This window comes from Pseudomonas sp. FFUP_PS_473 (assembly GCF_002858665.1).
GTDB lineage: Bacteria > Pseudomonadota > Gammaproteobacteria > Pseudomonadales > Pseudomonadaceae > Aquipseudomonas > Aquipseudomonas defluvii.
This window is the reverse complement of sequence record NZ_PJQQ01000008.1, coordinates 84410-108906: the sequence shown is the minus strand read 5'-3', so window position 1 is coordinate 108906 and position 24497 is coordinate 84410. Positions and strand designations below refer to the sequence as shown.

Annotated in this window: 24 protein-coding genes; 16 read left to right on the top strand and 8 right to left on the bottom strand. The window is 62.2% G+C overall.

Annotation, left to right across the window (positions count from 1 at the left end; translation table 11 throughout):
* The first annotated feature begins 2 nt into the window (after positions 1-2).
* From paaH to CYD26_RS07700, 14 genes are all read left to right on the top strand, one after another.
* Positions 3-1520 carry a 3-hydroxyacyl-CoA dehydrogenase PaaH gene (gene paaH / locus CYD26_RS07765; protein ID WP_102052293.1) on the top strand — a complete coding sequence of 506 codons (1518 nt, stop codon included), beginning with the start codon at positions 3-5 and terminating at the stop codon, positions 1518-1520.
* The gene (paaI, locus tag CYD26_RS07760; RefSeq protein WP_099774747.1) at positions 1513-1953 is read left to right on the top strand and encodes a hydroxyphenylacetyl-CoA thioesterase PaaI; all 441 of its coding nucleotides are present in this window, start codon (positions 1513-1515) and stop codon (positions 1951-1953) included. Before paaH ends, paaI begins: the two co-directional genes overlap by 8 nt.
* Positions 1950-3161: a 3-oxoadipyl-CoA thiolase gene (gene pcaF / locus CYD26_RS07755; protein ID WP_102052292.1), complete on the top strand. Its 1212-nt coding sequence runs from the start codon at positions 1950-1952 to the stop codon at positions 3159-3161. Before paaI ends, pcaF begins: the two co-directional genes overlap by 4 nt.
* 94 nt (positions 3162-3255) lie before the next feature.
* A complete protein-coding gene (gene paaK, locus CYD26_RS07750) occupies positions 3256-4566 on the top strand; it encodes a phenylacetate--CoA ligase PaaK (protein ID WP_102052291.1) in 1311 nt (436 codons plus the stop codon).
* Between the two features lie 191 nt (positions 4567-4757).
* Entirely contained in the window at positions 4758-5747 is a 990-nt protein-coding gene (paaA, locus tag CYD26_RS07745) for a 1,2-phenylacetyl-CoA epoxidase subunit PaaA (RefSeq protein ID WP_065758394.1), read from the top strand.
* A gap of 15 nt (positions 5748-5762) precedes the next feature.
* The gene (gene paaB / locus CYD26_RS07740; protein WP_065758393.1) at positions 5763-6044 is read left to right on the top strand and encodes a 1,2-phenylacetyl-CoA epoxidase subunit PaaB; all 282 of its coding nucleotides are present in this window, start codon (positions 5763-5765) and stop codon (positions 6042-6044) included.
* A 1-nt stretch (position 6045) separates the two neighbouring features.
* A complete protein-coding gene (paaC, locus tag CYD26_RS07735; protein ID WP_102052290.1) occupies positions 6046-6801 on the top strand; it encodes a 1,2-phenylacetyl-CoA epoxidase subunit PaaC in 756 nt (251 codons plus the stop codon).
* A complete protein-coding gene (gene paaD / locus CYD26_RS07730; protein WP_102052289.1) occupies positions 6788-7321 on the top strand; it encodes a 1,2-phenylacetyl-CoA epoxidase subunit PaaD in 534 nt (177 codons plus the stop codon). Before paaC ends, paaD begins: the two co-directional genes overlap by 14 nt.
* Before the next feature lie 20 nt (positions 7322-7341).
* Positions 7342-8418: a 1,2-phenylacetyl-CoA epoxidase subunit PaaE gene (paaE, locus tag CYD26_RS07725; protein WP_102052288.1), complete on the top strand. Its 1077-nt coding sequence runs from the start codon at positions 7342-7344 to the stop codon at positions 8416-8418.
* Between the two features lie 86 nt (positions 8419-8504).
* Positions 8505-8813 (top strand): DUF485 domain-containing protein, encoded by a 309-nt coding sequence (locus CYD26_RS07720; protein ID WP_102052287.1) that lies wholly within the window; start codon positions 8505-8507, stop codon positions 8811-8813.
* On the top strand, positions 8810-10450 hold the full coding sequence (locus CYD26_RS07715) for a cation acetate symporter (protein ID WP_218060839.1): 1641 nt from the start codon (positions 8810-8812) through the stop codon (positions 10448-10450). Before CYD26_RS07720 ends, CYD26_RS07715 begins: the two co-directional genes overlap by 4 nt.
* Before the next feature lie 42 nt (positions 10451-10492).
* Positions 10493-11746 carry an OprD family porin gene (locus CYD26_RS07710; protein ID WP_102052286.1) on the top strand — a complete coding sequence of 418 codons (1254 nt, stop codon included), beginning with the start codon at positions 10493-10495 and terminating at the stop codon, positions 11744-11746.
* Positions 11747-11805: 59 nt separating this feature from the next.
* A complete protein-coding gene (gene paaZ, locus CYD26_RS07705; RefSeq protein ID WP_102052285.1) occupies positions 11806-13860 on the top strand; it encodes a phenylacetic acid degradation bifunctional protein PaaZ in 2055 nt (684 codons plus the stop codon).
* A 144-nt stretch (positions 13861-14004) separates the two neighbouring features.
* A complete protein-coding gene (locus CYD26_RS07700) occupies positions 14005-14433 on the top strand; it encodes a GNAT family N-acetyltransferase (RefSeq protein WP_102052284.1) in 429 nt (142 codons plus the stop codon).
* Between the two features lie 100 nt (positions 14434-14533).
* Here CYD26_RS07700 and CYD26_RS07695 read toward each other — a convergent pair whose 3' ends face one another.
* The 3 genes from CYD26_RS07695 to CYD26_RS07685 all read right to left on the bottom strand — a co-directional run bounded on the left by CYD26_RS07695 (position 14534) and on the right by CYD26_RS07685 (position 16899).
* A complete protein-coding gene (locus CYD26_RS07695) occupies positions 14534-15154 on the bottom strand; it encodes a TetR/AcrR family transcriptional regulator (RefSeq protein ID WP_065758384.1) in 621 nt (206 codons plus the stop codon).
* Positions 15155-15305: 151 nt separating this feature from the next.
* The gene (locus CYD26_RS07690; RefSeq protein WP_102052283.1) at positions 15306-15548 is read right to left on the bottom strand and encodes a DUF2790 domain-containing protein; all 243 of its coding nucleotides are present in this window, start codon (positions 15546-15548) and stop codon (positions 15306-15308) included.
* Between the two features lie 121 nt (positions 15549-15669).
* A complete protein-coding gene (locus CYD26_RS07685; RefSeq protein WP_256587980.1) occupies positions 15670-16899 on the bottom strand; it encodes a cyanate transporter in 1230 nt (409 codons plus the stop codon).
* A gap of 101 nt (positions 16900-17000) precedes the next feature.
* Between CYD26_RS07685 and CYD26_RS07680 the strand changes: the two genes are divergently transcribed.
* Positions 17001-17849, top strand: a complete 849-nt coding sequence (locus tag CYD26_RS07680; protein WP_065758382.1) for a LysR substrate-binding domain-containing protein — start codon at positions 17001-17003, stop codon at positions 17847-17849.
* 124 nt (positions 17850-17973) lie between these two features.
* Entirely contained in the window at positions 17974-19074 is a 1101-nt protein-coding gene (gene zapE / locus CYD26_RS07675; RefSeq protein ID WP_256587610.1) for a cell division protein ZapE, read from the top strand.
* Between the two features lie 48 nt (positions 19075-19122).
* On the opposite strand, the gene CYD26_RS07670 is transcribed toward zapE, so the two are convergent.
* From CYD26_RS07670 to CYD26_RS07650, 5 genes are all read right to left on the bottom strand, one after another.
* Entirely contained in the window at positions 19123-21012 is a 1890-nt protein-coding gene (locus CYD26_RS07670) for a propionyl-CoA synthetase (protein WP_102052282.1), read from the bottom strand.
* Positions 21013-21097: 85 nt separating this feature from the next.
* Positions 21098-21688, bottom strand: coding sequence for a TetR/AcrR family transcriptional regulator (locus tag CYD26_RS07665; protein ID WP_065758379.1), 591 nt, complete (start codon positions 21686-21688; stop codon positions 21098-21100).
* A 32-nt stretch (positions 21689-21720) separates the two neighbouring features.
* Positions 21721-22944, bottom strand: coding sequence for a multidrug effflux MFS transporter (locus tag CYD26_RS07660; protein WP_102052281.1), 1224 nt, complete (start codon positions 22942-22944; stop codon positions 21721-21723).
* 167 nt (positions 22945-23111) lie between these two features.
* Positions 23112-23612, bottom strand: coding sequence for a PaaI family thioesterase (locus CYD26_RS07655; protein WP_065758377.1), 501 nt, complete (start codon positions 23610-23612; stop codon positions 23112-23114).
* A gap of 112 nt (positions 23613-23724) precedes the next feature.
* Complete coding sequence (locus CYD26_RS07650; protein WP_102052280.1) at positions 23725-24429, bottom strand: YebC/PmpR family DNA-binding transcriptional regulator; 705 nt, start codon at positions 24427-24429, stop codon at positions 23725-23727.
* Positions 24430-24497: the final 68 nt, after the last annotated feature.

The window sequence follows — 24497 nt, the reverse complement described above, 5'->3', positions numbered from 1 at the left end:
ACATGCCCGCCTTGAACCCGCACACCCTGATCGCAGTGATCGGCGCAGGCGCCATGGGGGCCGGCATCGCACAAGTGGCCGCCCAGGCCGGGCACCCGGTACGGCTGTACGACAATCGTCCGGGCGCGGCCGCGCAGGCGATCGCCAACATCGACCAACAGCTGGCCAAACGCGTTGCCAGCGGCAAGCTGGTGGCCACCGCCAAGGCCGATTGCATCGCCCGGCTGCAGCCAGCCGACAGCCTTGAGGCCCTGGCTGATGCCGGGCTGGTGATCGAGGCCATTGTCGAGAACCTGGAGGTCAAGCAGGCACTGTTCAGCGAACTGGAACGCCTGTGCCGCAGTGACTGCATCCTGGCCAGCAACACCTCGTCACTGTCCATCACCCGCCTGGCGGCAGGCCTTCAACGCCCGGCCCAGGTTGTCGGCATGCACTTTTTCAACCCGGCACCGTTAATGGCACTGGTTGAAGTGATCAGCGGCCTGGCCACCGATCCAGAGGTTGCAGCCTGCATCCTGGCCACCGCCCGTGCCTGGGGCAAAACACCGGTGCTGGCGCGCTCAACGCCGGGCTTTATCGTCAACCGCGTGGCTCGCCCGTTCTATGCCGAAAGCCTGCGTCTGCTGCAGGAAGGTGTGGCCGATTGCGCCAGCCTCGACGCACTGTTGCGCGAAGCCGGTGGTTTTCGCATGGGCGCCTTCGAGCTGACAGACCTGATCGGACACGACGTCAACTATGCCGTCACCTGCTCAGTGTTCGACGCCTACTACCAGGACATGCGCTTTCAGCCTTCATTGATCCAGAAAGAGTTGGTCGACGCTGGCCACTTGGGTCGCAAGCGTGGACTTGGCTTTTATGACTACCGTGAAGGTGCTGTGCGCCCCCAGCCGAGCAACCTGCACAGCACCGCCGTGGTCGAGCAACTGATCGTGGAAGGCGAAAGCGGCCTGCTCGAACCGCTGGTCACGCGACTGGCAGCCAGCGGCATCAGCGTGGTACGCCGAGCAGGCCGCGGCGTGCTGCGGGTCGGCGATGCCACCGTGGCGCTGAGTGATGGTCGATTGGCCAGCAAACGGGCCCGTGAGGAGGGTCTGGACAATCTGGTCCTGCTCGACCTCGCCCTTGATTACCAACAAGCCTCTCGGTTGGCCATCAGCACTGCGGCAGACACCACTACGCTGGCCCGCGACCAGGTCGTCGCACTGCTCAACCGTGCCGGTATCGCCGTCAGCGCCCTGCGGGACAGCCCGGGCCTGTGTGTACTGCGTACCGTCGCCATGCTGGCCAACGAAGCGGCTGACGCCCTGTTGCAAGGCGTTGCCAGCGCTCAGGACCTGGATCTGGCCATGTGCGCGGGGGTCAACTATCCCTGCGGCCCCCTGGCCTGGGCGGATGCCATCGGTATCGAGCGGGTTGTCCAGGTGCTGGGCAACCTGCAGGCCGCTTACGGCGAAGAACGTTACCGTCCTTCTTTGCAACTGCGTCGGCTACTGGCCGAAGGAGCACTGTTCCATGAATGACTGTCTTGATCTGGCCAGCCGCTGCGCCCAGGCCCTGTTCCAACGCGACCAGGCCAGCCAGGGCATGGGCATGCGCCTACTCGCCACCGGCCCTGGCAGTGCGCGGGTCGGCATGAGCGTGCGCGAGGACATGCTCCAGGGCCACGGCACCTGCCACGGCGGTTACCTGTTCGCCCTGGCGGATTCGGCCTTCGCTTTTGCCTGCAACAGCTACAACGATGCCACCGTGGCGATTGGATGCAGCATCGACTACATCGCCCCGGCACGACTCGGCGACACGTTGACGGCGGTGTGTACCGAGCAAAGCCGCAGCGGCCGTACCGGCAACTACGACGTACGCATTGAAAACCAGCAGGGCGAACTGATCGCCCTGTTTCACGGCAAGTCCTACAAAGTGCGCGGCAGCGTGCTGAACACGGAGACCCCGGCATGAACGACGCATTGATCATTGATGCCCTGCGCACCCCCATTGGCCGCTACGCCGGAGCGCTCAGTGGCGTGCGCGCTGACGACCTCGGTGCGGTTCCGCTGCTTGCACTGATGCAGCGCCACCCACAACTGGACTGGAGCGCCATTGACGATGTGTACTACGGCTGCGCCAACCAGGCGGGCGAAGACAATCGCAACGTCGCGCGCATGTCTGCCCTGTTGGCCGGTTTGCCGCTGAGCGTGCCCGGCACCACCCTGAACCGCCTGTGCGGCTCGGGCCTAGATGCCATCGGCAGTGCGGCCCGGGCCATTCGCAGTGGCGAAGCCGGATTGATGCTGGCCGGAGGCGTCGAGTCGATGTCCCGTGCACCACTGGTCATGGGCAAGGCCGAGCAGGCTTTTTCGCGCCAGGCGGAGCTGTTCGACACCACCATTGGCTGGCGTTTCGTCAACCCGCTGATGCAACAGCAGTACGGCATCGATTCCATGCCGGAAACGGCAGAGAACGTCGCCGAACAGTTCAACATTTCCCGTGCCGATCAGGACGCGTTCGCCTTGCGTAGCCAGCAGCGCACCGCCGCGGCGCAGGCCCGTGGCCGACTGGCCAAGGAAATCATCGCCGTCCAGATCGCCCAGCGCAAAGGCCCACCCAAGGTGGTCGAATACGACGAACACCCGCGCGCCGAAACCACGCTGGAACAATTGCAGAAACTCGGTACCCCGTTCCGCGCCAATGGCACGGTCACCGCAGGCAATGCCTCCGGCGTCAACGACGGCGCTTGCGCCCTGCTCCTGGCCAGCCGCGCCGAAGCCCAGCGCTATGGCCTGAAAGCTCGCGCCCGGGTCGTGGCGATGGCCACCGCCGGGGTTGAACCACGGATCATGGGCATTGGCCCGGTACCGGCTACCCGCAAGGTTCTGGAGCGGTCGGGCCTGAGCCTGGCCGACATGGATATCATTGAGCTCAATGAAGCCTTTGCCGCACAAGGGTTGGCAGTGCTGCGCGAACTGGGCATCGCCGACGATGATCCACGGGTCAACCCCAATGGTGGCGCGATCGCGCTGGGGCACCCGCTGGGCATGAGCGGCGCCCGCCTGGTGACCACCGCGTTGATCGAGTTGGAGGAACGTCAGGCGCGCTATGCCCTGTGCACCATGTGCATCGGTGTAGGCCAGGGCATTGCGCTGATCATCGAACGCCTTGACGGCTGAACGTACACCCCAGGCCATGGCGCCCAAGGTATTCTTGGCGTCATGCACTCAGGCCGGTAGCCCCGGCCCTTACAAAAACAATTTGAGTGAACCCATGAACATGCAGATCAGCAATGCCGCCGTGCTCGACCCGATGGAAACCGCCAGCATCGACCAACTGCGCCAGCATCAGCTGGAGCGCTTGCGCTGGAGCCTCGGTCACGCCTACCAGAATGTCCCCATGTACCGTCAGCGCTTCGACGAAGTCGGCGTACACCCCGACGACATCCGCAGCCTCGACGACCTGGCAAAACTCCCGTTTACCTACAAGGCCGATCTGCGCGACAACTACCCCTACGGCATGTTCGCCGTGCCCATGCACGATGTCGTCAGGCTGCACGCGTCCAGCGGCACCACCGGCAAGCCAACCGTGGTCGGCTACACCCAGAACGACATTGACACCTGGGCCAACGTGGTCGCCCGCTCGATCCGTGCCGCCGGTGGGCGCAAAGGCGACAAAGTTCACGTGTCTTACGGCTATGGCTTGTTCACAGGCGGCCTTGGCGCCCACTACGGTGCCGAACGCCTCGGCTGTACAGTGATTCCGATGTCCGGTGGCCAGACCGAGAAGCAGGTGCAACTGATCCGTGACTTCCAGCCCGACATCATCATGGTCACGCCGTCCTACATGCTGAACATTGCCGATGAAATCGAGCGCCAAGGCATCGACCCGCACCAACTGGCCCTGCGCCTGGGTATTTTCGGCGCCGAGCCCTGGACACCTGAGCTACGCAGCGCCCTTGAGTCGCGCCTGGGCATCACGGCCCTGGACATCTACGGCCTTTCGGAAATCATGGGGCCGGGCGTCGCCATGGAGTGTGCGGAAAGCAAGGACGGGCCTACCGTCTGGGAAGACCACTTCTATCCCGAAATCATCGACCCGGTGACCGGGGCGGTACTCCCTGATGGTGAGTTGGGCGAACTGGTGTTCACCTCCTTGAGCAAAGAGGCGCTGCCGATGATTCGCTATCGCACCCGCGACCTCACTCGCCTGCTGCCTGGCACTGCCCGACCGATGCGACGCATCGACAAGATCACCGGACGTAGTGACGACATGCTGATCATCCGGGGTGTCAACGTGTTCCCGACCCAGATCGAGGAACAGGTCCTGAAAATAAAACAGCTTTCCGAGTGCTACGAGATGTATCTGTATCGCAATGGCAATCTCGACAGCCTCGATGTACACGTTGAGCTCAGACCCGACCAACAGCACCTTGGCGAGGATCAGCAGAAAGCCCTGTGCGGCGATCTGAGCCGACACATCAAAACCCACATCGGCATCAGTGCACGTATCGTGCTGCAGCCCGTGTTTTCGATTAAACGCTCCGAAGGCAAGGCCTGTCGGGTGTTCGACAAGCGCACGTAACCCGCCCCATAAGGGCTATTCCAGCAGCACGAAAAGAGCCTCGCTTCGGCGGGGCTTTTTTTCGCCCGCCGTTCGGGTAAAAGCGATACAAAAATTTTATACGACACGTATTTTTGTGTTTGATATTTGATTATGTATCACTTATAACTACTGCCAGGCCCAAGCCCACCCCTCAAGGCTGGAGACACAGCATGTACGCACAACTGGTTGAGACCGGCGTAAAACGCCTCAAGACGCTGGAGGAGATGTCCGAGCAGGAGCGCGCGTTCCAGGAAAAGATCGATGCGGAAATCAAGATCGAACCGAAGAACTGGATGCCCGATGCCTACCGGCAAACCCTGATTCGACAGATTTCCCAGCACGCCCACTCGGAAATCGTCGGCATGCTGCCCGAAGGCAACTGGGTCACTCGCGCCCCTAGCCTGAAGCGCAAACTGCAACTGATGGCCAAGATCCAGGACGAAGCGGGCCACGGCCTGTACCTGTACAGCGCCATGGAAACCCTGGGTGCCGACCGTGACGAAGAAGTCGCCAAGCTGCACAGCGGCAAAGCCAAGTACTCCAGCATCTTCAACTACCCGACCCTGAACTGGGCGGACATGGGTGCCGTTGGCTGGCTGGTCGACGGCGCCGCGATCGTCAACCAGGTCGTGCTGCAGCGCACCAGTTACGGCCCCTACTCGCGGGCAATGATCCGTATCTGCAAGGAAGAGAGCTTTCACCAGCGCCAGGGCTACGAAATCCTCCTGACCATGATGCGTCACGGTACCCAGGCACAGAAGGACATGGTTCAGGACGCCATCAATCGCCTGTGGTGGCCTGCCCTGATGATGTTCGGCCCAAGCGACGAACACTCACCCAACAGCGCGCAATCGATGGCCTGGAAGATCAAGCGCCAGAGCAACGATGAACTGCGCCAGCGCTTCATCGACCAGACCGTACCGCAACTGGAACTGTTGGGCTGCACCGCACCCGACCCGGAGCTGAAATGGAACGCTGAACGCGGCCACTACGACTTCGGTGCGATTCAGTGGGAAGAGTTCTACGAGGTGCTCAAGGGCAACGGCCCCTGCAACCAGGAACGCCTCGCTACCCGTCGCAAGGCCATCGAAGACGGTGCCTGGGTACGTGCCGCCGCCGTTGCTCATGCCCGTAAAAAACACAACAAGAACGCCGCCTGATCTGGAGTAGCCGAGATGTCCGAGTGGACCCTTTTCGAAGTTTTCGTGCGTAGCAAGCACGGTTTGAACCACAAGCATGTCGGCAGCGTACATGCCGCCGACGCCGCCATGGCCATCGAAAATGCCCGTGAGCTGTACACCCGCCGCAACGAAGGGGTGAGCCTCTGGGTAGTGCCCTCGGCACTGATCACCGCCTCGTCGCCAGACGAAAAAGACCCGTTGTTCGACCCCGCCGAAGACAAGGTCTACCGCCATGCCAGCTTCTATGAGCTGCCGGCTGAAGTGGGGCATATGTAAGATGAACCAGGACCTGATCCAATACCTGCTACGCCTGGGCGACAGCGCCCTGATCCAGGGCCAGCGCCTGTGTGAATGGTGCGGTCGGGCGCCCGCACTGGAAGAAGAATTGGCCTTGATGAACGTTGGCCTGGACCTGGTTGGCCAGGCCCGCAACTGGCTGGAGTACGCCGCCGAGCTGGCCAATGACGGTCGCGATGCCGATCACCTGGCCTTCCGCCGCGACGAGCGTGCCTACCGCAACCTGTTGCTGGTCGAGCAACCCAATGGCGATTATGCCGTCACCGTGCTCAAGCAGTTCTTCTATGACGCCTGGCACCTGGCGGTACTGGAAGGCCTGACCCACTCCAGCGACAGCCGCCTGCAAGGCATCGCCGCCAAGGCCGTGAAAGAAGTGACCTATCACCTGCGCCGCTCCAGCGAGTGGGTCGAGCGCCTGGGCGACGGCACCGAGGAAAGCCACCAGCGCATGCTCGCAGCCATCCCGCAGCTGTGGCGCTTTACCGTCGAGCTGAGCGACAGCGATGCCGTCGAGCAGCGCCTGCACGCGGCGGGCCTTATCGGCGACCCGCAGCAGATCGCCGCCGCCTGGCAACAGCAGGTCGAGCGAACGTTCGACAGCGCCACCCTGCCCTTGCCGGCACCCGCCTGCCACTTCTACCTCAGCGGTCGTCAGGGCCTGCACAGCGAGCATCTGGGCTTGCTGCTGGCTGAAATGCAGTTCTTGCCACGAGCCTACCCCGATGCAACCTGGTGAGCTGATTGCCAGCGACCTCGGCGCCCGCGCCGCGGCCCCCGGCGACCTCGACCAGGCCTGGCGGGTGCTGGGCCGGGTCATGGACCCGGAAGTGCCCGTGATCAGCGTGGTAGAGCTGGGGATTGTTCGTGCACTGGCCTGGAATGCCGGGCATTTGCATGTCGTGGTCACCCCGACCTATTCCGGTTGCCCCGCCACTGAAGTCATCGAAGCCGATATTCGTCAGGCCCTGGAAGACGCAGGGTTTAGCGCGCCGCAGCTCGAACGACAGTTGCACCCGGCCTGGACCACCGACTGGATCACCAGCACCGGCCGCGAGCGCTTGCTGGCCTATGGCATCGCGCCCCCGCTGGGCAGTGCCAACAAACGCAGCCTGCTCGGCGATGACGGCACCGTGAACTGCCCGCAATGTGGCAGCGCGCACACCGAACTGCTCAGCCAGTTTGGCTCGACCGCCTGCAAAGCCCTGTACCGCTGCTGCGATTGCCGCGAACCCTTCGATTACTTCAAGTGCATCTAAGCGCGTGATGGAGAGCCACCATGAGCCAATTTCACAGCCTGACCGTCAAGCAAGTGCGCACAGAAACCCGCGACGCGGTGTCGATTCTGTTCGACGTGCCGGCGACGCTCAGCCATCAGTTTCGTTTTACCCAGGGCCAGTACCTGGTCATGCGCACCCAACTGGACGGTGAGGAAGTACGCCGTTCCTATTCAATCTGCACCGGGGTCAACGACGGCGAGTTGCGTGTAGCCGTCAAGCGGGTACCGGGTGGTCGCTTCTCGGCCTTCGCCAACGACGTGCTGAGCGCAGGCGATGTGCTCGAGGTCATGCCGCCAGCCGGCAGCTTCAATGTCCCCCTCGCCCCTGAACGACAGGGCCGCTACCTGGCGGTTGCCGCTGGCAGCGGCATTACCCCGATCCTGTCGATCATCAAGACCACCCTGGAAACCGAACCCAACAGCCACTTCACCCTGCTCTATGGCAACCGCGCCAGCAGCAGTGCGCTGTTCCGCGAACAGCTTGAAGACCTGAAAAACCGTTACCTGCAGCGCTTGAACCTGATTTTTGTCTTCAGCCGCGAACAACAGGACATCGACCTCTACAACGGCCGTATTGATGCGGACAAGTGTGGGCAACTGTTCAGCCGTTGGATTGATGTGCCGCGTCTTGATGCTGCGTTCATCTGCGGACCACAGGCCATGACCGAGATCGTCCGCGACCGCCTCAAGGACAGCGGCCTGGCGGCCGAACGCATCCATTTCGAGCTGTTCGCCGCAGCCGGCAACGAGCAGCGTCGCGAAGCTCGCGAGGCGGCACGCCAGGCGGATTCGGCGGTCAGCCAGATCACCGTGATCAGCGACGGCCGCGCCCTGGCCTTCGACCTGCCGCGCAACAGCCAGAGCATCCTCGACGCCGGCAATGCCATCGGCGCCGAACTGCCCTACTCGTGCAAGGCAGGCGTGTGCTCGACCTGCAAGTGCAAGGTCGTCGAAGGTGAAGTGGAGATGGACAGCAACCACGCCCTTGAAGACTACGAAGTGGCCGCCGGCTACGTGCTCTCGTGCCAGAGCTACCCGGTCAGCGACAAGGTCGTCCTGGATTTCGACCAGCTTTGATCCACCCGCAGGGGCAGGCAATGCCTACCCCTGCCGCAAGCCGGCAATACCCCCAAAACAACTACAAAAAAGATCAAGAGAGCGCCATGACACCCAACGATATCGAAAGCATCTGCAAGCACCCGGACTTTCAACAGCTGGTCAAGCGTAAACAGCGCCTGAACTGGTCGCTGACCTTGGCCATGCTTGTCATCTACTACGGCTTCGTCCTGCTGGTTGCCTTCTCACCCAGCACCCTGGGTCAATCCCTGAGTGGCGGGGTCACCTCGGTCGGCATGCTGGTCGGGGTCGTGATCGTGCTGTTGTCCTTTGCCTTGACCGGCATCTACGTCTACCGCGCCAACAACGTACTCGACCCGCTCAACGACAAAGTCCGGCAGGAGTGCGCCCAATGAAACCCGTATTTACCTTACTGCTGCCGGGCCTGATGATCAGCGACCTGGCGCTCGCCGCCGATGCTGCCCGCCCGTTGAACTGGAACGCCATCGGCATGTTCCTGATGTTCGTCCTGTTCACCCTGGGCATTACCCGTTGGGCTGCACGGCGCACCCGCTCAGCCAGCGACTTCTATACCGCCGGTGGCGGCCTGACCGGTTTCCAGAACGGCCTGGCGATTGCTGGCGACATGATCAGCGCGGCGTCGTTCCTCGGCATTTCCGCCATGATGTTCCTCAATGGCTATGACGGCTTGCTCTATGCGCTGGGTGTCCTGGCCGGGTGGCCGATCATCCTGTTCCTGATTGCCGAGCGCTTGCGCAACCTGGGCAAGTACACCTTCGCCGACGTGGTCTCCTATCGTCTGGCACAGACACCCGTGCGCCTGACCTCGGCGTTTGGCACCCTGACCGTGGCCCTGATGTACCTGGTGGCGCAAATGGTCGGTGCCGGCAAGCTGATCGAGTTGTTGTTTGGCATCAGCTACCTGTATGCGGTCATTCTGGTGGGCGTTCTGATGGTGTTCTATGTCACCTTCGGCGGCATGTTGGCCACGACCTGGGTGCAGATCATCAAGGCCGTGCTGTTGCTGTCGGGCACCACCTTCATGGCGCTCATGGTACTGCGGCACTTTGGCTACAGCACTGAAGCGATGTTTGCCGGCGCGGCAGCGGTACACACCAAGGGGCAAGCGATCATGGCGCCCGGCGGGCTGTTGTCCAACCCGATCGACGCGATTTCGCTGGGCCTGGGCATGATGTTCGGGACCGCCGGCCTGCCGCATATCCTGATGCGCTTCTTCACCGTCAGCGACGCCAAGGAAGCGCGCAAGAGCGTGTTCTACGCGACCGGTTTCATCGGCTACTTCTACCTGCTGCTGATTGTCGTCGGCTTTGGCGCCATCGTCATGGTGGGCACCGAGCCAGCCTACCGCGATGCCAGCGGCGCGATCATCGGCGGCGGCAACATGATCGCCGTGCACCTGGCCCAGGCGGTTGGCGGCAACCTGTTCCTCGGTTTCATTTCGGCAGTGGCCTTTGCCACCATTCTGGCGGTGGTCGCCGGCCTGGCGCTGTCCGGTGCTTCGGCGGTCTCCCATGACCTTTATGCCTGCGTCGTGCGCAAGGGCAAAGCCACCGAGCAGGAAGAAATGCGCGTGTCGCGTATTGCCACCCTGGCCATCGGCGTTCTGGCGATCATCCTCGGCCTGCTCTTCGAGTCGCAGAACATCGCCTTCCTCTCCGGCCTGGTATTGGCCATTGCGGCCTCGGTGAACTTCCCGGTGCTGTTCCTCTCGATGTTCTGGAAAGGCCTGACCACCCGCGGCGCAGTCGCCGGCAGCATGGCTGGCCTGGTCTCGGCGATCGCCCTGCTGGTGCTCAGCCCGGCGGTCTGGGTCAACGTCCTGCACTTCGACAAGGCACTGTTCCCCTACAACAACCCGGCCCTGTTCTCCATGAGCCTGGCGTTCCTTGGCGCCTGGGTGTTCTCAGTAACCGACAGCTCACCACAAGCAGCGCAAGAACGCGGTCGCTACCTGGCCCAGTTCATTCGCTCGATGACCGGAATCGGCGCCGCCGGTGCCAGTAAACACTGACCATTACGTAACGCTGTCACAGGACTGTTGGGTATAAAAATAATGAACCACATACGTACTGCTTCCGCTCCACAGCTTGCCGCCATGCTGGCTGGCCTCACCTTGCCGATGGCCGCCGCACCGGCCTTGGCTGACTTTATCGAGGACAGCCACGCCAAGATCGAACTACGTAACCACTACCTGAATCGTGATTTTCGTCAAAGCAACGCGCCACAGGCCAAGGCCGACGAATGGGCACAGGGCTTTACCACGAAAATCGAGTCGGGCTTCACCGAAGGCACGGTGGGCTTCGGTGTCGACGCCATGGGCCAGTTGGGTATCAAATTGGACTCAAGCCGCGATCGTCGGGGTACGGGCCTGCTGCCTTACGGTCGTAACAGCCTGGAGCCGGACGATGATTACAGCGAGCTGGGTTTGACGGCCAAGCTGCGCGCGTCAAAGAGTGTCCTGCGCCTGGGCACCCTGCAGCCGCTGCTGCCGGTGGTGGTCTACAACGACACCCGCCTGCTCGCCTCGACCTTTCAGGGTGGTTTGCTGACCAGCCAGGAACTCGACGGGCTGACCTTCAACGGCGGGCGGCTGACCAAAACCAATCTGCGCGACTCCTCCAGCCGTGACGATATCGGGTATGGCGCAGCCACAAGTGATGCCTTCGACTTTGCCGGCGGCAGTTGGGCAATCAACCCGCAACTGGCACTGAGCTACTACTACGGCAAGCTGGAGGATATCTACCGTCAGCAGTTCGTCGGCCTGGTGCATACCTGGCCATTGGCCGAAGGCTTGAGCCTGCGCAGCGATATCCGCTACTTCGACAGCCGTGAAGACGGCGCCGAACGCGCCGGGCGCATCGATAACCGCAACTTCAACGGCATGTTCACCCTGGGTGTCGGTGCCCACAAGTTCAGCACCAACTTCCAGCAGCAGTCCGGCGACAGTGCGTTCCCGTTCCTCAATGGTGGCGACCCCTATGTGGTCAACCTGGTGACCTACAACACCTTCACCCGCGCTGGCCTGGACTCCTGGCAAGTGCGCTATGACTACGACTTCGCCGCCCTCGGCGTACCGGGCCTGAGCTTCATGACCCGCTACACCGACGGTCGTCACGCCAAGACGGCCAGCGTGGACAACGGTCGTGAGTGGGAACGCGATACCGATATCGCCTATGTGGTGCAGAGCGGGCCACTGAAAAACGTCAGCCTGCGCTGGCGCAACGTCACCTTCCGCTCCGGCAATGGCCTGACCAACGCCGTGGACGAGAACCGCCTCATTGTCGGCTACACCCTGGCGCTCTGGTAAGCGCCCTCCCGCTGCGCCAGCGCTGGCGCAGCGGCCTTATTCACGTAGGAGAACACCTGATGTCTCACGCCCCAACCTTGCAAAGCTTCATCGGCGGCCGCTGGATAGGCCAGCACGGCGCTCAACCCCTGCGCAGCGCTTTGGACGGCCATATCCTGGCCTACAGCCACGAAGAGCGCCCAGACTTCGCCGAAGCCATTGAACACGCACGGGCCCGTGGGCTGGCTGAACTCATGGCCATGGACTTCCAGCAGCGTGCCGCCCGGCTGAAGGCCCTGGCGCTGTACCTGAGCGAACGCAAGGAGCAGCTGTATGCCCTGTCGCACCACAGCGGTGCCACCCGTGCCGACAGCTGGATCGACATCGAAGGCGGCAACGCTACCCTGTTCGCCTACTCGGGTATCGGTACCCGTGAACTGCCTTCGGGCAATATCGTCCATGAAGGCCCGGCCATGCCGCTGGGCAAGCAAGGACACTTCGCCGGTAGCCATATCCTGGTGCCGCGCGCGGGCCTGGCCGTGCACATCAACGCCTTCAACTTCCCGATCTGGGGCATGCTGGAAAAGTTTGCGCCGACCTTCCTTGCGGGCATGCCGTGTATCGTCAAGCCGGCCACCTCCACCAGCTACCTGACCGAGGCAGTCGTGCGCCTGATGGATCAGTCCGGCCTGTTGCCGGTCGGCAGCCTGCAATTGGTGATCGGCGGCACCGGCGACTTGCTCGACCGCCTGCAGGGCCAGGACGTGGTCACGTTCACCGGTTCTGCCGACACCGCCGCCAAACTGCGCGTCACGCCGAACCTGATCCGCAATTCGGTACCTTTCACGGCCGAGGCCGATTCGCTGAACTGCGCGATTCTGGGCCCGGACGTAACCCCGGACGACCCGGAGTTTGACCTGTACATCAAGGAAGTGGTCCGCGAGATGACCACCAAGGCCGGGCAGAAATGTACCGCCATCCGCCGCGCCATCGTCCCGGCCAAGCACATCGACGCGGTCGCTAGCCGCCTGCGCGAGCGCCTGAGCAAGGTGGTGGTCGGCGACCCATCGGTGGAAGGCGTACGCATGGGCGCACTCGCCTCCCATAGCCAACAGGCCGATGTCGCTGAACGTGTGCAGAGCCTGCTGCAAAGCTGCGACCTGCTGTTCGGCGAGCGCGATGGTTTTGCCCCGGTTGGCGAAGGCGTCGCGGAGGGTGCGTTCTTCGCCCCGACCCTGCTCCAGGCGCGCAATCCACATGCCGAGGGCGGTGCTCACGATATCGAAGCCTTCGGCCCGGTCAGTACACTGATGGCCTACGACGATCTGGACGAAGCCCTGGCACTGGCAGCGCGCGGCAAAGGCAGCCTGGTCGCAACGCTGGTCACCCATGATCGCCAGGTCGCCGCCAAGGCGATACCCGCCGCTGCCGCCTGGCACGGGCGCCTGCTGGTGCTGGACCGCGAAGCGGCAGTAGAGTCCACAGGGCACGGCTCACCATTGCCACAGCTCAAGCACGGCGGCCCCGGTCGAGCCGGCGGCGGTGAGGAACTGGGCGGCCTGCGTGCGGTCAAGCACTACCTGCAGCGCGCCGCCGTGCAAGGCTCACCGAGCATGCTGATGGCCGTGACCGGTGAATACGTACGTGGCGCCGAGGTGATCGAAACCGAGGTGCACCCGTTCCGCCGTCACTTTGAAGACCTGCAGATTGGTGAGTCACTGCTGACCCATCGACGTACCGTGACCGAAGCCGATCTGGTCAACTTCGGCTGCCTGTCGGGCGACCATTTCTACATGCACTTCGATGACATCGCCGCCAAGGAATCGCAATTCGGCAAACGCATCGCCCATGGTTACTTTGTGCTGTCGGCGGCGGCAGGGCTGTTCGTCAGCGCCGCACCCGGCCCGGTGCTGGCCAACTATGGCCTGGACACCCTGCGGTTTATCAATCCGGTGGGCATCGGCGACACCATCCAGGCGCGCCTGACCTGCAAGCGCAAGATCGACCAGGGCAAAAAGAGCCCGCAGGGTATCCCGCAAGGGGTCGTGGCCTGGGATGTCGAAGTCACCAACCAGCTCGGCGAGCTGGTGGCCAGCTACGACATCTTGACGCTGGTGGTAAAACGCCAAGGCTGATTCGCGCAGCAAGCGTGCGCCGCTAGACCGCAGGAACGCCAGCACCCATGCAGTCAGTATGGGTGCTGGCCTGCCGGCAGAGTTGACGATCACACCCTGACGGTTACGATGGTCGCCCACCCCTTGCCCGCAGAAACCTCACTTATGACCGTGCACATTCGCCCCGCCCGCCTTGAAGACGCAGGGCGCATTCTCGAGCTGATCATCGAGCTCGCCGACTACGAACGCGCCCGCCATGAAGTGGTCGCCAGCCTTGCCGATATCGAGCGCAGCCTGTTCAGCCCTGAGGCGACGGCCAAAGCGCTGATCTGCGAGCGCGATGGCCAGGTCATCGGCTACGCGGTGTACTTTTTCAGCTACTCCACCTGGCTGGGCAGCAACGGCATCTACCTCGAAGACCTGTACATAACCCCCGACCAACGCGGTAGCGGCGCAGGCAAGCAGTTGCTGCGCCATATCGCCCGAGAAGCCTGCGACAAGGGGTGCGGCCGCCTGGAGTGGAGCGTACTGGACTGGAACGAACCCGCCATTCAGTTCTACCGTTCGATTGGCGCACAGCCTCAGGATGCGTAGGTGCGCTACCGGATGGAAGGCCAGACCTTGCACGCGTTTGCGCGCGGCGACCGCTAAAGCGGATCGGGCGTAACGCCCGGTGCCGTCCGCGACGGCACGCTCAGGGTTCCAGCCCGATACCTCGCAAGATGACGCAGGTGACGGTCTGCACAGCGCGCTCAAACTGCAGGTCATCGAGGGGCTGATGCGCGTTCAGCAGGCTGACCTGATGGCTGAAATCGGCGTAGTGCTGGGTCGAAGCCCAGATCATGTACAGCAACCCTGAGGGCTCGACCGGCAGGATGCGTCCGTCTTCGACCCACTGACGAATTTTCGCCTCCTTCAGTTTCGCCCAGCCACACAGGCTGTCATCCAGGGCTGTGCCGAGGTTGGGCGCACCATGGATAATTTCATCGGCCCAGACCTTGGAGCCATGAGGCCGGCTGCGCGAATGATTCATCTTGGCGCGTATGTAGCTGCTGAGCACGATCCTCGGATCGTCATACAGCTCGAAACACAGCGCATCCTGTTTCCACACCTCAAGCAAGCCGAGCACTACAGCCTGATACAACTCTGCCTTGGTACTGAAGTAATAGTGCACATTGCTACGCGGCAGTTCGGCAGCCTCGGCAATGTCGGCCATGGCGGTGCCGGCAAAGCCTTTTTCGGCAAATACCTTTTCCGCAGCGAGGAGAATACTGTCGATATTGCGTTGGCGAATACTGGGTTTGCGCGGGGCCATGGGCGAATCCATTGCGGCTGACACGGCAAGGCTACGCCGATTCACTCACCTCAGGCAAAAGCCTTGTGTGCGGTCATGGTCATTCAACGAGACTCAGCAGCACCTACCCACACCATGACTGCACTCAGGCCATAACATCAACGACGGCGGATCAACCGCCATGGTTGCAGGCTTGCGCCAGTTTCAGGTAGTCCAGGCTACGCACTTGCCCGGCCGAATCCTTGTAGACCATACGTGCCTTTACCACCTCACACAGCATCGACTCCGGCTCACTCAGGTTGACCACCTTGGCCACATCAAGCGGCATGCCATAGTGATACAACGGTACTGCTTCTTGTGCCTGCACAGCAGCACAGGCCAGCAAGGCCGATACCAACACCCAACGGGCTTTCATGAGGGTTGCCCTCCAAATGGAAATGGCTGACACCCTTGAGTGTGGCGTCGCACAGACCACGCGTAGGTTTTGCGGATCAACGGCACGCCTTCAGTTACACGGGTGAAACACCCGCCGCCCATCATCTGGCCACAGGGCTCGCCTGACGCTTACCCTCCTCGCTCATGGCGCCGGCATAACCGCCCGGAGAAAAGCGCAAGGTCACCACGAGCATCAGTACCACTGTCAAGGTCAGCAACAACCACGAGGCCTGGAAATCGCCGCTGATATCCCGCAGCCAGCCTGTCAGGTAGGGAATGATGCCGGTGATGATAAAACCGATACCTTGGACAAACGCCGCCAGTGCCCCTGCCTCGGCAGGCTTGCCGCGCAAGTGTTCAAGGGTGAGGGTCAGGCTCAGGCTGAAGCAGGCGCCCAGGCCGAAACCAATCAGCGCCACCCACAGCCCCGACCATAATGTAGGTTGCATCAGCAGGCCGATAAAGCCCAGCAACTGCGACAACAGGGCCACCAACAGCCCCGGGCGCCGATCAGCAAAACGCCGCAACAGCAACGGCAGGCCCAACGCACCCAACACCTGGAAAATGGTCATCAAGCCAATCAACTCGCCGCCGCCCTGGGCGCTGCCACCGATCTGCCGATAGTAGGCCGGCAACCAGGCAACCATGCTGGTGTAACCACCGTTGATCAGGCCAAAGTAGCCCGCCAGCAACCACGCACGGCGGCTGCCGAAAAAGTGTCGCCTGGCCTCTGCCCCACTACGCGCCTGCTCCGCGCTGGGGCGCGCCACGCACCACAAGACCAGGGCCAGCAGCGCCGGGAGCAGCCACACCCCAAGACCCGCCTGCCAGTGCCCGGCCGTTTCCGCGATCCGCGGGCCGAGCACGGCGGCGATTCCGCCACCGCTCATCAACGCGGCCGAATACACGCCCATGGCCAACGCCAGGCGTGAAGGGAACCAACGATTGACCAGGCCTGGCATCAAGGCCTGGATAAAGGCCACGCCCAGGCCAGCCAACGCGGCACTGGCAATCAGCGCCGAACCGCTGTGCAGAAACAGGCGCCAGGTACACGCCAGGGCAATGGCAGCTAGCCCGGCAAGCATCCCGTGGTGCTCGCTCAGCCAGCGGCGTAGCCAGGGTTGCAGCAACGGTACCAGGCCCATGCACAACACCGGCAACGCGGTGAGCAGTGCCGCCTGCTGGTAACCCAGGCCGGTGCTGTTGCGAATCTCCTCCAGCAACGGGCCGATGCTGGTCAGGATCGGCCGCAGGTTAATCGCCACCGCCACCACCAACAGCCAGCCGAGCGCGCCGGTCCGACTCAGGTGCGCGTTCATTTCGCTGTTCATGCTTGCGCCTTTTAATGAGATTCAACACAGGCCGGTGATTATCCTGAGACGCCGGGGTAGTATGAAATTAATTGATTTCATGCATGCCAGTGGGATTTCGAATGCTTGACCCTTTACTGTTGCGCAGCTTCGTCACTGTCGTCGAAGCCGGCAGTTTCACCCGCGCTGGCGAGCGCCTGCACCTCACCCAATCAACCATCAGCCAACAGATCATCCGGTTGGAGCAACGCCTGGGCTGCCGTTTGCTGGACCGCAGCCAGCGGCAGGTCTGGCCGACCGAAGCAGGCGAACGGCTGCTGGGCTATGCCCGGCGCATCCTGCGCCTGGAAGAGGAAGCGCGCCACGCCCTGAGCCCTCAGCAACCGGAGGTGGCGTTGCGTCTTGGGGTGCCGGATGACTTCGCGGGCGAAATTCTCACGACGCCATTGAGCCACCTGCTGGCCGAGCGGCCACGCATGCGCCTGGAAGTAGAGTGCGGCCTCAGCCTGCCGCTGCTGCACTTGTACCGTAATGGCGAACTGGACCTGCTGCTGGTCAAGCAATGGGGCGCTGACAGTGACTGTCATGCGTACTGGCCGGAACCGTTGGCCTGGGTCAGCAGTGCCAGGCATCCGATAACCGACCCCGTGCCCTTGGTGGTGTTCCCGGTAGGTGCGCTGTATCGCCAGGAAATGATCCATGCGCTGGAAGCGGCCGGGCGCCCTTGGCGTATCAGTTACTCCAGCACCAGCCTGGCCAGCATCAGCGCGGCAGTGAGTGCAGGCTTGGGGGTTAGCCTGATCCCGGCACGCAGTGTTGAACCCAGCCATCGCGTACTGGGTGTCAATGAAGGCTTCGCGCCCATCGCCGGGTTGACACTGGCACTCTACGCCCGCCCGGCGCTGGACGATGATGGCGCGGCACTGCGCGACAGTCTGGAGGCCTTGTGTGAGCGTCGCGCCGCACACTGACAGCCTCAAGGCACCGTAACACTCCCAGGGCTCAAGATCGCTGGTCGCCTGTGTCGCTATTGGGTAAATTAGCCGCGCTCGCTCTAGGTGGGCTGTTCGTTCCCCTTAAGCCAAGGACCCCACGTTGACTGCAAAGCCGCCCTCTTCGTCCTGGATTCGCTCACCCTTGCGCAGCTTGCGCCAGCGTATGCAACGCGGCTCTACCCTCAACGATGGCCCCGCTCAGCAGTTGCGCCTGTGGTTCCAGCACAAAGCCCACGAACAGGGCTATACCCTGAGCCACAGCCAGCAACAGGTGATCGGCTTCATGGCCGGGCAGGTCGAACAACTGGCGCGGGGCCAGGCACGCAGCCTGTACCTCTATGGCGGTGTCGGGCGCGGCAAAAGCTGGTTGCTGGAGGGATTCTTCCGGGCAATCACCCTGGAGCAAAAACGCCGCCTGCACTTTCATGACTTCTTCGCCCGGCTGCACGACGGCATGTTCCGTCATCGGCATGCCGACAATGCGCTGGCCTGCACCCTTGACGAGTTGCTCGAGGACTGCAAAGTCCTGTGCTTCGATGAGTTCCATGTCCATGACATCGGTGATGCCATGCTCATCACCCAACTGTTCAAGGCGTTGTTCGAGCGACGTATCCTGCTGCTGGTCACCTCCAACTACCCGCCCGAAGGGCTGCTGCCAAACCCGCTCTACCACCAGCGTTTCGAGCCGGTCATCCGCCTGATCAAACAGCATATGCACGTCGTCGAAGTGGGCGGCGAGGACTACCGGGGCCTGCCGGGCAGCGGCAGCCACCAGCGTTTTACCCAGGGTTGCTACCTGTGGCCAGGCAATGCCGAGCAACGCGCTGCCCTCGACCTGCCACCGGCGCAGCCCACCGCCCTTGCAGTAGGAAAACGAGATGTACAGGCCTGGCTAGTTGACGGCGAGCGTGTTGCGTTCGACTTCGCGGCCCTTTGCGAACAACCCACCGCCGTCATCGACTACTTGCAATTGGCACAGCGCTTCGAGCATTGGGTCATCGATGGCCTGCCAAACCTGGCGGACTGTTCGATCGCCGCCCAGCAGCGTTTCATCAACCTGATTGACGTGCTCTACGACCAGGACAAGTATCTGGTGCTGATTGGCGAACAGCCATTGGACGCCGCCCTGCAAGGGACAGCCAACGACCTGGCCCGCACCCGCAGCCGCCTCGGGCAGTTGCAGCAGAAGACAGAACAGTGAGAACACACGGTACATGGCCTGTGTCTCAGGCCATGTACCGCCTACCCGTTAGCCTGCCCGGGCAAGGCTGGCGAGCACTGCCTCGATCTCATCCAGCACGGCGGGGTCATCGAGCGTCGATGGCGGCGTATAGGGCTGTTGATCGGCGATCTTGCGCAACACGGCCCGGAGAATCTTCCCTGAGCGCGTCTTGGGCAGGCGCTTGACCACACGAACCTGATTGAAGCAGGCCAGTGCACCGATCTGCTCGCGAACGCGGGCAACCAGCTCGCTCTGCAACTGCTGCTCACTGATTGGCGTCGCGTCCTTGAGCACTACCAGTGCCAGTGGCACCTGGCCCTTGATCTCGTCGTAGACACCGATCACCGCACATTCGGCCACGGCCGGATGCGCGGCCACCAGGTCTTCCATTTCACCGGTCGACAGGCGATGGCCTGAGACGTTGATCACATCATCGGTGCGCCCCATGATGTAGACAAAGCCGTCATCATCCAGGTAACCGCCGTCTCCGGTATGGTAGTAACCCGGATACGTCTGCAGGTACGACTGCACGTAACGTGCATGGTCGCCCCACAAGGTCTGGCTGCAGCCGGGGGGCAACGGCAAGGCAATGACGATGGCTCCTTGCTGATTCGGCCCCAGCAAATGCCCGTCGTCATCCAGTACCTGAACGTGGTACCCCGGTACCGCACGGTTGCTCGATCCCGCTCGCACGCCACTGCCATCAAGACCGACACAGGGCGCTGTCACCGGCCAGCCGGTTTCGGTCTGCCACCAGTGATCGTGGACCGCCTTGCCACTGGTTGCCTCAAGCCATTGGTGGGTGCTGGAGTCAAGTTTCTCGCCGGCCAGGAACAACTGACGCAACGAGCTCAGGTCATATTTACGCAGCAACAGGCCTTCGGGGTCCTCCTTGCGAACCGCCCGCATCGCTGTCGGCGCGCAGAACATCCCGTTAACCTTGTACTGCTCTACCACACGCCAGTAAGCACCGGCGTCTGGTGTACGAATCGGCTTGCCCTCATAGAACACACTGGTGCAGCCATTCATCAGCGGCCCATAAACGATCAACGAGTGCCCGACCACCCAGCCCACATCGGAGATTCCCCACCAGACATCACCCGGCTGCATGCCATAGATGTGCTGCATGGCGAACTTCAGCGCCACGGCATTGCCGCCGTTTTCGCGCACGATACCTTTGGGTTTTCCGGTGGTGCCCGAGGTGTACATGATGTAGAGCGGGTCGGCAGCGCCCAGCTCGACCGGCGCGACCGGTTCAGCGCTGGCGACAGCGGCCTGCCAATCCAGATCGCGTCCCTCGATCATCTCGGCACGGGCTTGCGGGCGCTGAAGCACCAGTACCTGCCTGGGCTGATGTTGTGCCAGTTGCAGGGCCCGGTCGACCAAGGGTTTGTAGGCAATGACCCGGTCGAACTCCAACCCGCAGGAGGCAGTCAGCAGCAGTTTTGGCCGGGCATCATCGATGCGCAGGGCCAACTCATTGGCGGCAAAGCCACCAAACACTACCGAATGCACCGCGCCAATGCGGGCACAGGCGAGCATGGCCATGGCGGCCTGGGGCACCATGGGCATGTAGATGATGACACCGTCACCCTTTTCCACACCCAACTGGCGCAGCAAGCCGGCCAGGCGTGCGACTTCGTCGCGCATTTGCAGGTAGGTAAAGGTTTGCTGGGTGTGGGTTACCGGGGAGTCATAGATCAGCGCGACTTGCTCGCCACGGCCTTGCTCGATTTGATAATCGAGGGCCAGGTAGCAGCTGTTCAAGCGGCCATCGCTGAACCACTGGTGCGTACCATCGGCGTTTTCGGTCAGCGTCTGTGTCGGTTTTCGGTACCAGGCCAGGTCATTGGCTTGCTCGGCCCAAAACGCAGCGGGGTCAGCAATGGAGCGATCATAGCAGTGCTGGTAAGTCATCGATGTCGAACCCTGAGTTTGTTGTTATTTAAGGGCGAACGATGAGTATGGACCGCTTCAATGAAGCCGCCATGGTACTAAGGTCTTATTTTTCGGCGCCGCTACGCGCCAATGAATCCTCGAACACCTTCCACAATGCGGCCAGCCGTCGGGCATAGGCCTCAGGCCCGGCGTAGATCAGTTCCACCGCCAAACTGTCGACAATTCCCATGTAGGCATCCCGGTAGAGTACGGCCTGCTCATCCTCGAACGTCGGCCGATAGGCCTTCATGCGTGCAACGAACAACGCCGCCAGCCGCGCCAGATAACCTTCGAACCCCGCGGAGATCCAGGCCCGCAGCTCCGTCGGCGGAAAAAACGCCGTGCGCAGCAAGAAACGTAAATGCGCCGACCCTAGATAGCGCTCACCCAGACGCTGGCAGTACAGCCCACCGGGAACATCGCCATGCGGATGAGCAAAACAGTCCTCGACATACAACCGCTCTGCTTCCACCGCACGCTCGAAGACGGCCTGGAACAGGTCGTCCTTGCTGCTGAAATGCGCATACAACGATGGCTTGCGCATACCCGCCGCCACCGCAATGTCATTGAGCGAACAGGCGTCGTAGCCGCTGTTGGCAAAATGCTCGACGGCAATCACGCATATCTTTTCTGCCGAAGGCGACAGGGTTCTCATGCAGCGTTCTCCAGAAAACAGTTACCCGGGCCTCAGTGCCCGGCCAGGTGCGGCCGCTCGCCAGGCGCACAGCGCACACTGGCGCGTACCAGCACCGCTACCAACGCAGCCGACAGCGCCAGCAGCAACGCCCAATGCGATGCGCCCAAAGGCGCCATGATGCCTGACAACGGCGTGGCGAACGACGAAATGATCAACTGAAACGCCCCCAGCAATGCCGCCGTAGAGCCTAGTGCACGGGTTTGTGAAGCCATGGCCATCGACATCAGCGTGGCCTCGGCTACGCCCAGCCCAAACATGGCCAGGGCCATGCCTGCGACGATCCCGACCAGCCCGCTGGCGGTAACGGCGCCAATCAGTACCAGTAGCGAACCGAGCAACATGCAGCCGGCACCAACCAACGCCAAACGCCCAAGCCCTTTGCGCGCCACCAGCCGCCCCGCCGTGATCGCACCCAGCAAAATCGCAATGCCGGTGGCTCCGAACAGCGTGCCAAACGCCTCGACCGACAGCCCATAGTGGTGCTGATAGACGTACGCGGCGCCACCAATGTAGGCGAACAGGAAGAAAAACACCGCCGCCAGCGCCAACGCCGGGCGCAGGAACTGCCGGTCACTGGCAATCCATGCATAGGTGCGCAGACACGCCCTGGGTCGAAAGGCCATGCGCTGGTCTGCAGGCAAGGTTTCCTTGAGCACCAGGCTGGCGTTCAGCAGCACGACGGCACCCAGCGTGGCCAACACCAGCATGACCATTCGCCAGCCATAGTGCGCACCAACAACGCCCCCCACGGCCGGCGCAACAACCGGCGCCAGGCCTTCAATAGTCATCAGCAAGGCAAAGAGTTGCGCCGCCCGGGCGCCTTCGGCGACATCGCGCACCATGCTCATGATCACGACCAGCGTCAGGGCACTGCCCAAGCCCTGGACAAAACGCGCCACAACCAACGCGTCGAGGGAATCTGCGCGGGCCGCCCATACCGAACTGAGGATGAACACCAGCAGCCCTGCCAACAATGGCCGACGTCGACCCAGCATATCGATCAGTGGGCCAAACAACAGTTGCCCGGCGCCCATGGCCAGCAGGAACACCGTCAAGGTCAACTGCACGGCGGCGTATGACGTTCGAAATTCGGCAGCAATCGCCGGCATGCTGGCCAGGTACATGTCGACTGCCGAAGGGCCAAGGGCGCCGATCAGCGCCAGCGCCACGGCAAACCGAACAGGCGGTGATGGCGTTTTTGTTACGGTATGCATGTGCTCGATTTCCAATTCGCCCCAGACAAAACCTAACGGTCGGTAGGCTTCTGAGTGACGCGAGCGTATACACCTCTTTTCAACGGGTCAAGTCATCAACACAGGCGGGCCGGAGCGACACCCCCGTTGCACGGCCAACAGGGCTGCCATTCCAAAGACGTACAACCTTAAGCGGGGGTGTGAGCCTGTTGGCGCAGGCGTTCGGTGTCTACACGAACAAACACCGAGTCGGCGGTCACGGTCAGGACATCACCGGCCCAAATTTCGCAAATCACCCGGCTCTTGCGCCCTACTTCGCCTTCAACGCGGGCCTTGAGCACCAACTCGACACCCATGGGGGTCGGCTTGAGGTAGGTCAGGCTCAGTTGCCCGGTCACACAGTCGATACGTGGCAGGCTGCCCGGTTCACGGCCCTCGGCACGGTAGTGATAGGCCATTGCCGTCCAGTTGGAATGACAATCGACCAGCATCGCCAGCAGACCGCCGTAGACCAGCCCCGGCCAACCATGGAATTCACTTGCCGGGGTGTGCTTGCACAGCACATGCACGCCGTCTTCGGCCCAATGGCTTTCAACGTGCAGACCGGTAGGATGGGAGCAGCCGCAGCCGTAGCAGGAACCCTCGGGCGAGGCCAACTGCTGGATGGAAAGTACATGGGTGTTGTTCATAAACGTCCTGATTGTTGTTATGGGAACAATTACAGGACCGATGTTAACGCCATGCTGGCGTCTCGACCACCGGGCAGGCAACGAGGCTGCCCGGCAGTGTGACGGGAAGGTGTTAGCCTGCCAGACCGACGTAGACGTTTTGCACGTCGTCGTGGTTATCGATGGCCTCAAGGAAGGCTTCGACTTCAGCGAGCTTTTCTTCGCTGTCGAGGGTGACGGGGTTCTTCGGTACATAACCGATTTTCGCCGAAATGACGCTGAAACCGTGCTCAGGCAGCGCCTTCTGCACCGCATCCAGATCGGTGGTTTCGGTAATGAACAGGGTCGCGCCCTCTTCGGCAGGCTCGAAATCCTGGGCGCCGGCTTCGATGGCGGCCATTTCCGGGTCGGCGTCGGCGCTGTCCGGGCTGGCTTCGATCAGGCCAACGTGGTTGAAGTCCCAGGACACCGAACCCTCGGCACCCAACTGGCCCTTGCGGAACAGTACGCGGATTTCAGCAACGGTGCGGTTGACGTTGTCGGTCAGGCACTCGACGATCAGTGGCACCTGATGCGGAGCGAAACCTTCGTACTTGACCAGGGTGTACTGCACGACGTCACCCGACAGGCCAGCACCTTTCTTGATCGCGCGCTCCAGGGTTTCGCGAGGCATCGAGGCCTTCTTGGCCTGCTCGACCACCAGACGCAGGCGGGAGTTCATGTCAGGGTCGGCACCACCGCGTGCGGCGATCTGGATTTCCTTGGCCAGCTTGCCGAAGATCTTGCCCTTGGCATTGGCTGCTGCTTCTTTATGTTTGGCTTTCCACTGTGCGCCCATGTCGACTCTCTTTCTGTGCTTCAAGCGCCGGTTCAGGTAGCGACCGGCAAAGTGGGTGCAGTTTATAC

Bases quoted from the DNA above. Each gene is read 5' to 3' on its own strand.
- CYD26_RS07700 (WP_102052284.1), top strand. From the start codon at position 14,005: ATGACCGTGCACATTCGCCCCGCCCGCCTTGAAGACGCAGGGCGCATT.
- paaD (WP_102052289.1), top strand. From the start codon at position 6,788: ATGCAACCTGGTGAGCTGATTGCCAGCGACCTCGGCGCCCGCGCCGCG.
- CYD26_RS07650 (WP_102052280.1), bottom strand. From the start codon at position 24,429: ATGGGCGCACAGTGGAAAGCCAAACATAAAGAAGCAGCAGCCAATGCC.
- CYD26_RS07655 (WP_065758377.1), bottom strand. From the start codon at position 23,612: ATGAACAACACCCATGTACTTTCCATCCAGCAGTTGGCCTCGCCCGAG.
- CYD26_RS07680 (WP_065758382.1), top strand. From the start codon at position 17,001: ATGCTTGACCCTTTACTGTTGCGCAGCTTCGTCACTGTCGTCGAAGCC.
- CYD26_RS07715 (WP_218060839.1), top strand. From the start codon at position 8,810: ATGAAACCCGTATTTACCTTACTGCTGCCGGGCCTGATGATCAGCGAC.
- paaZ (WP_102052285.1), top strand. From the start codon at position 11,806: ATGTCTCACGCCCCAACCTTGCAAAGCTTCATCGGCGGCCGCTGGATA.
- CYD26_RS07695 (WP_065758384.1), bottom strand. From the start codon at position 15,154: ATGGCCCCGCGCAAACCCAGTATTCGCCAACGCAATATCGACAGTATT.
- paaK (WP_102052291.1), top strand. From the start codon at position 3,256: ATGAACATGCAGATCAGCAATGCCGCCGTGCTCGACCCGATGGAAACC.
- CYD26_RS07660 (WP_102052281.1), bottom strand. From the start codon at position 22,944: ATGCATACCGTAACAAAAACGCCATCACCGCCTGTTCGGTTTGCCGTG.
- paaI (WP_099774747.1), top strand. From the start codon at position 1,513: ATGAATGACTGTCTTGATCTGGCCAGCCGCTGCGCCCAGGCCCTGTTC.
- paaC (WP_102052290.1), top strand. From the start codon at position 6,046: ATGAACCAGGACCTGATCCAATACCTGCTACGCCTGGGCGACAGCGCC.
- paaE (WP_102052288.1), top strand. From the start codon at position 7,342: ATGAGCCAATTTCACAGCCTGACCGTCAAGCAAGTGCGCACAGAAACC.
- CYD26_RS07685 (WP_256587980.1), bottom strand. From the start codon at position 16,899: ATGAACAGCGAAATGAACGCGCACCTGAGTCGGACCGGCGCGCTCGGC.
- paaA (WP_065758394.1), top strand. From the start codon at position 4,758: ATGTACGCACAACTGGTTGAGACCGGCGTAAAACGCCTCAAGACGCTG.
- paaB (WP_065758393.1), top strand. From the start codon at position 5,763: ATGTCCGAGTGGACCCTTTTCGAAGTTTTCGTGCGTAGCAAGCACGGT.
- CYD26_RS07670 (WP_102052282.1), bottom strand. From the start codon at position 21,012: ATGACTTACCAGCACTGCTATGATCGCTCCATTGCTGACCCCGCTGCG.
- CYD26_RS07720 (WP_102052287.1), top strand. From the start codon at position 8,505: ATGACACCCAACGATATCGAAAGCATCTGCAAGCACCCGGACTTTCAA.
- pcaF (WP_102052292.1), top strand. From the start codon at position 1,950: ATGAACGACGCATTGATCATTGATGCCCTGCGCACCCCCATTGGCCGC.
- CYD26_RS07710 (WP_102052286.1), top strand. From the start codon at position 10,493: ATGAACCACATACGTACTGCTTCCGCTCCACAGCTTGCCGCCATGCTG.
- paaH (WP_102052293.1), top strand. From the start codon at position 3: ATGCCCGCCTTGAACCCGCACACCCTGATCGCAGTGATCGGCGCAGGC.
- CYD26_RS07690 (WP_102052283.1), bottom strand. From the start codon at position 15,548: ATGAAAGCCCGTTGGGTGTTGGTATCGGCCTTGCTGGCCTGTGCTGCT.
- CYD26_RS07665 (WP_065758379.1), bottom strand. From the start codon at position 21,688: ATGAGAACCCTGTCGCCTTCGGCAGAAAAGATATGCGTGATTGCCGTC.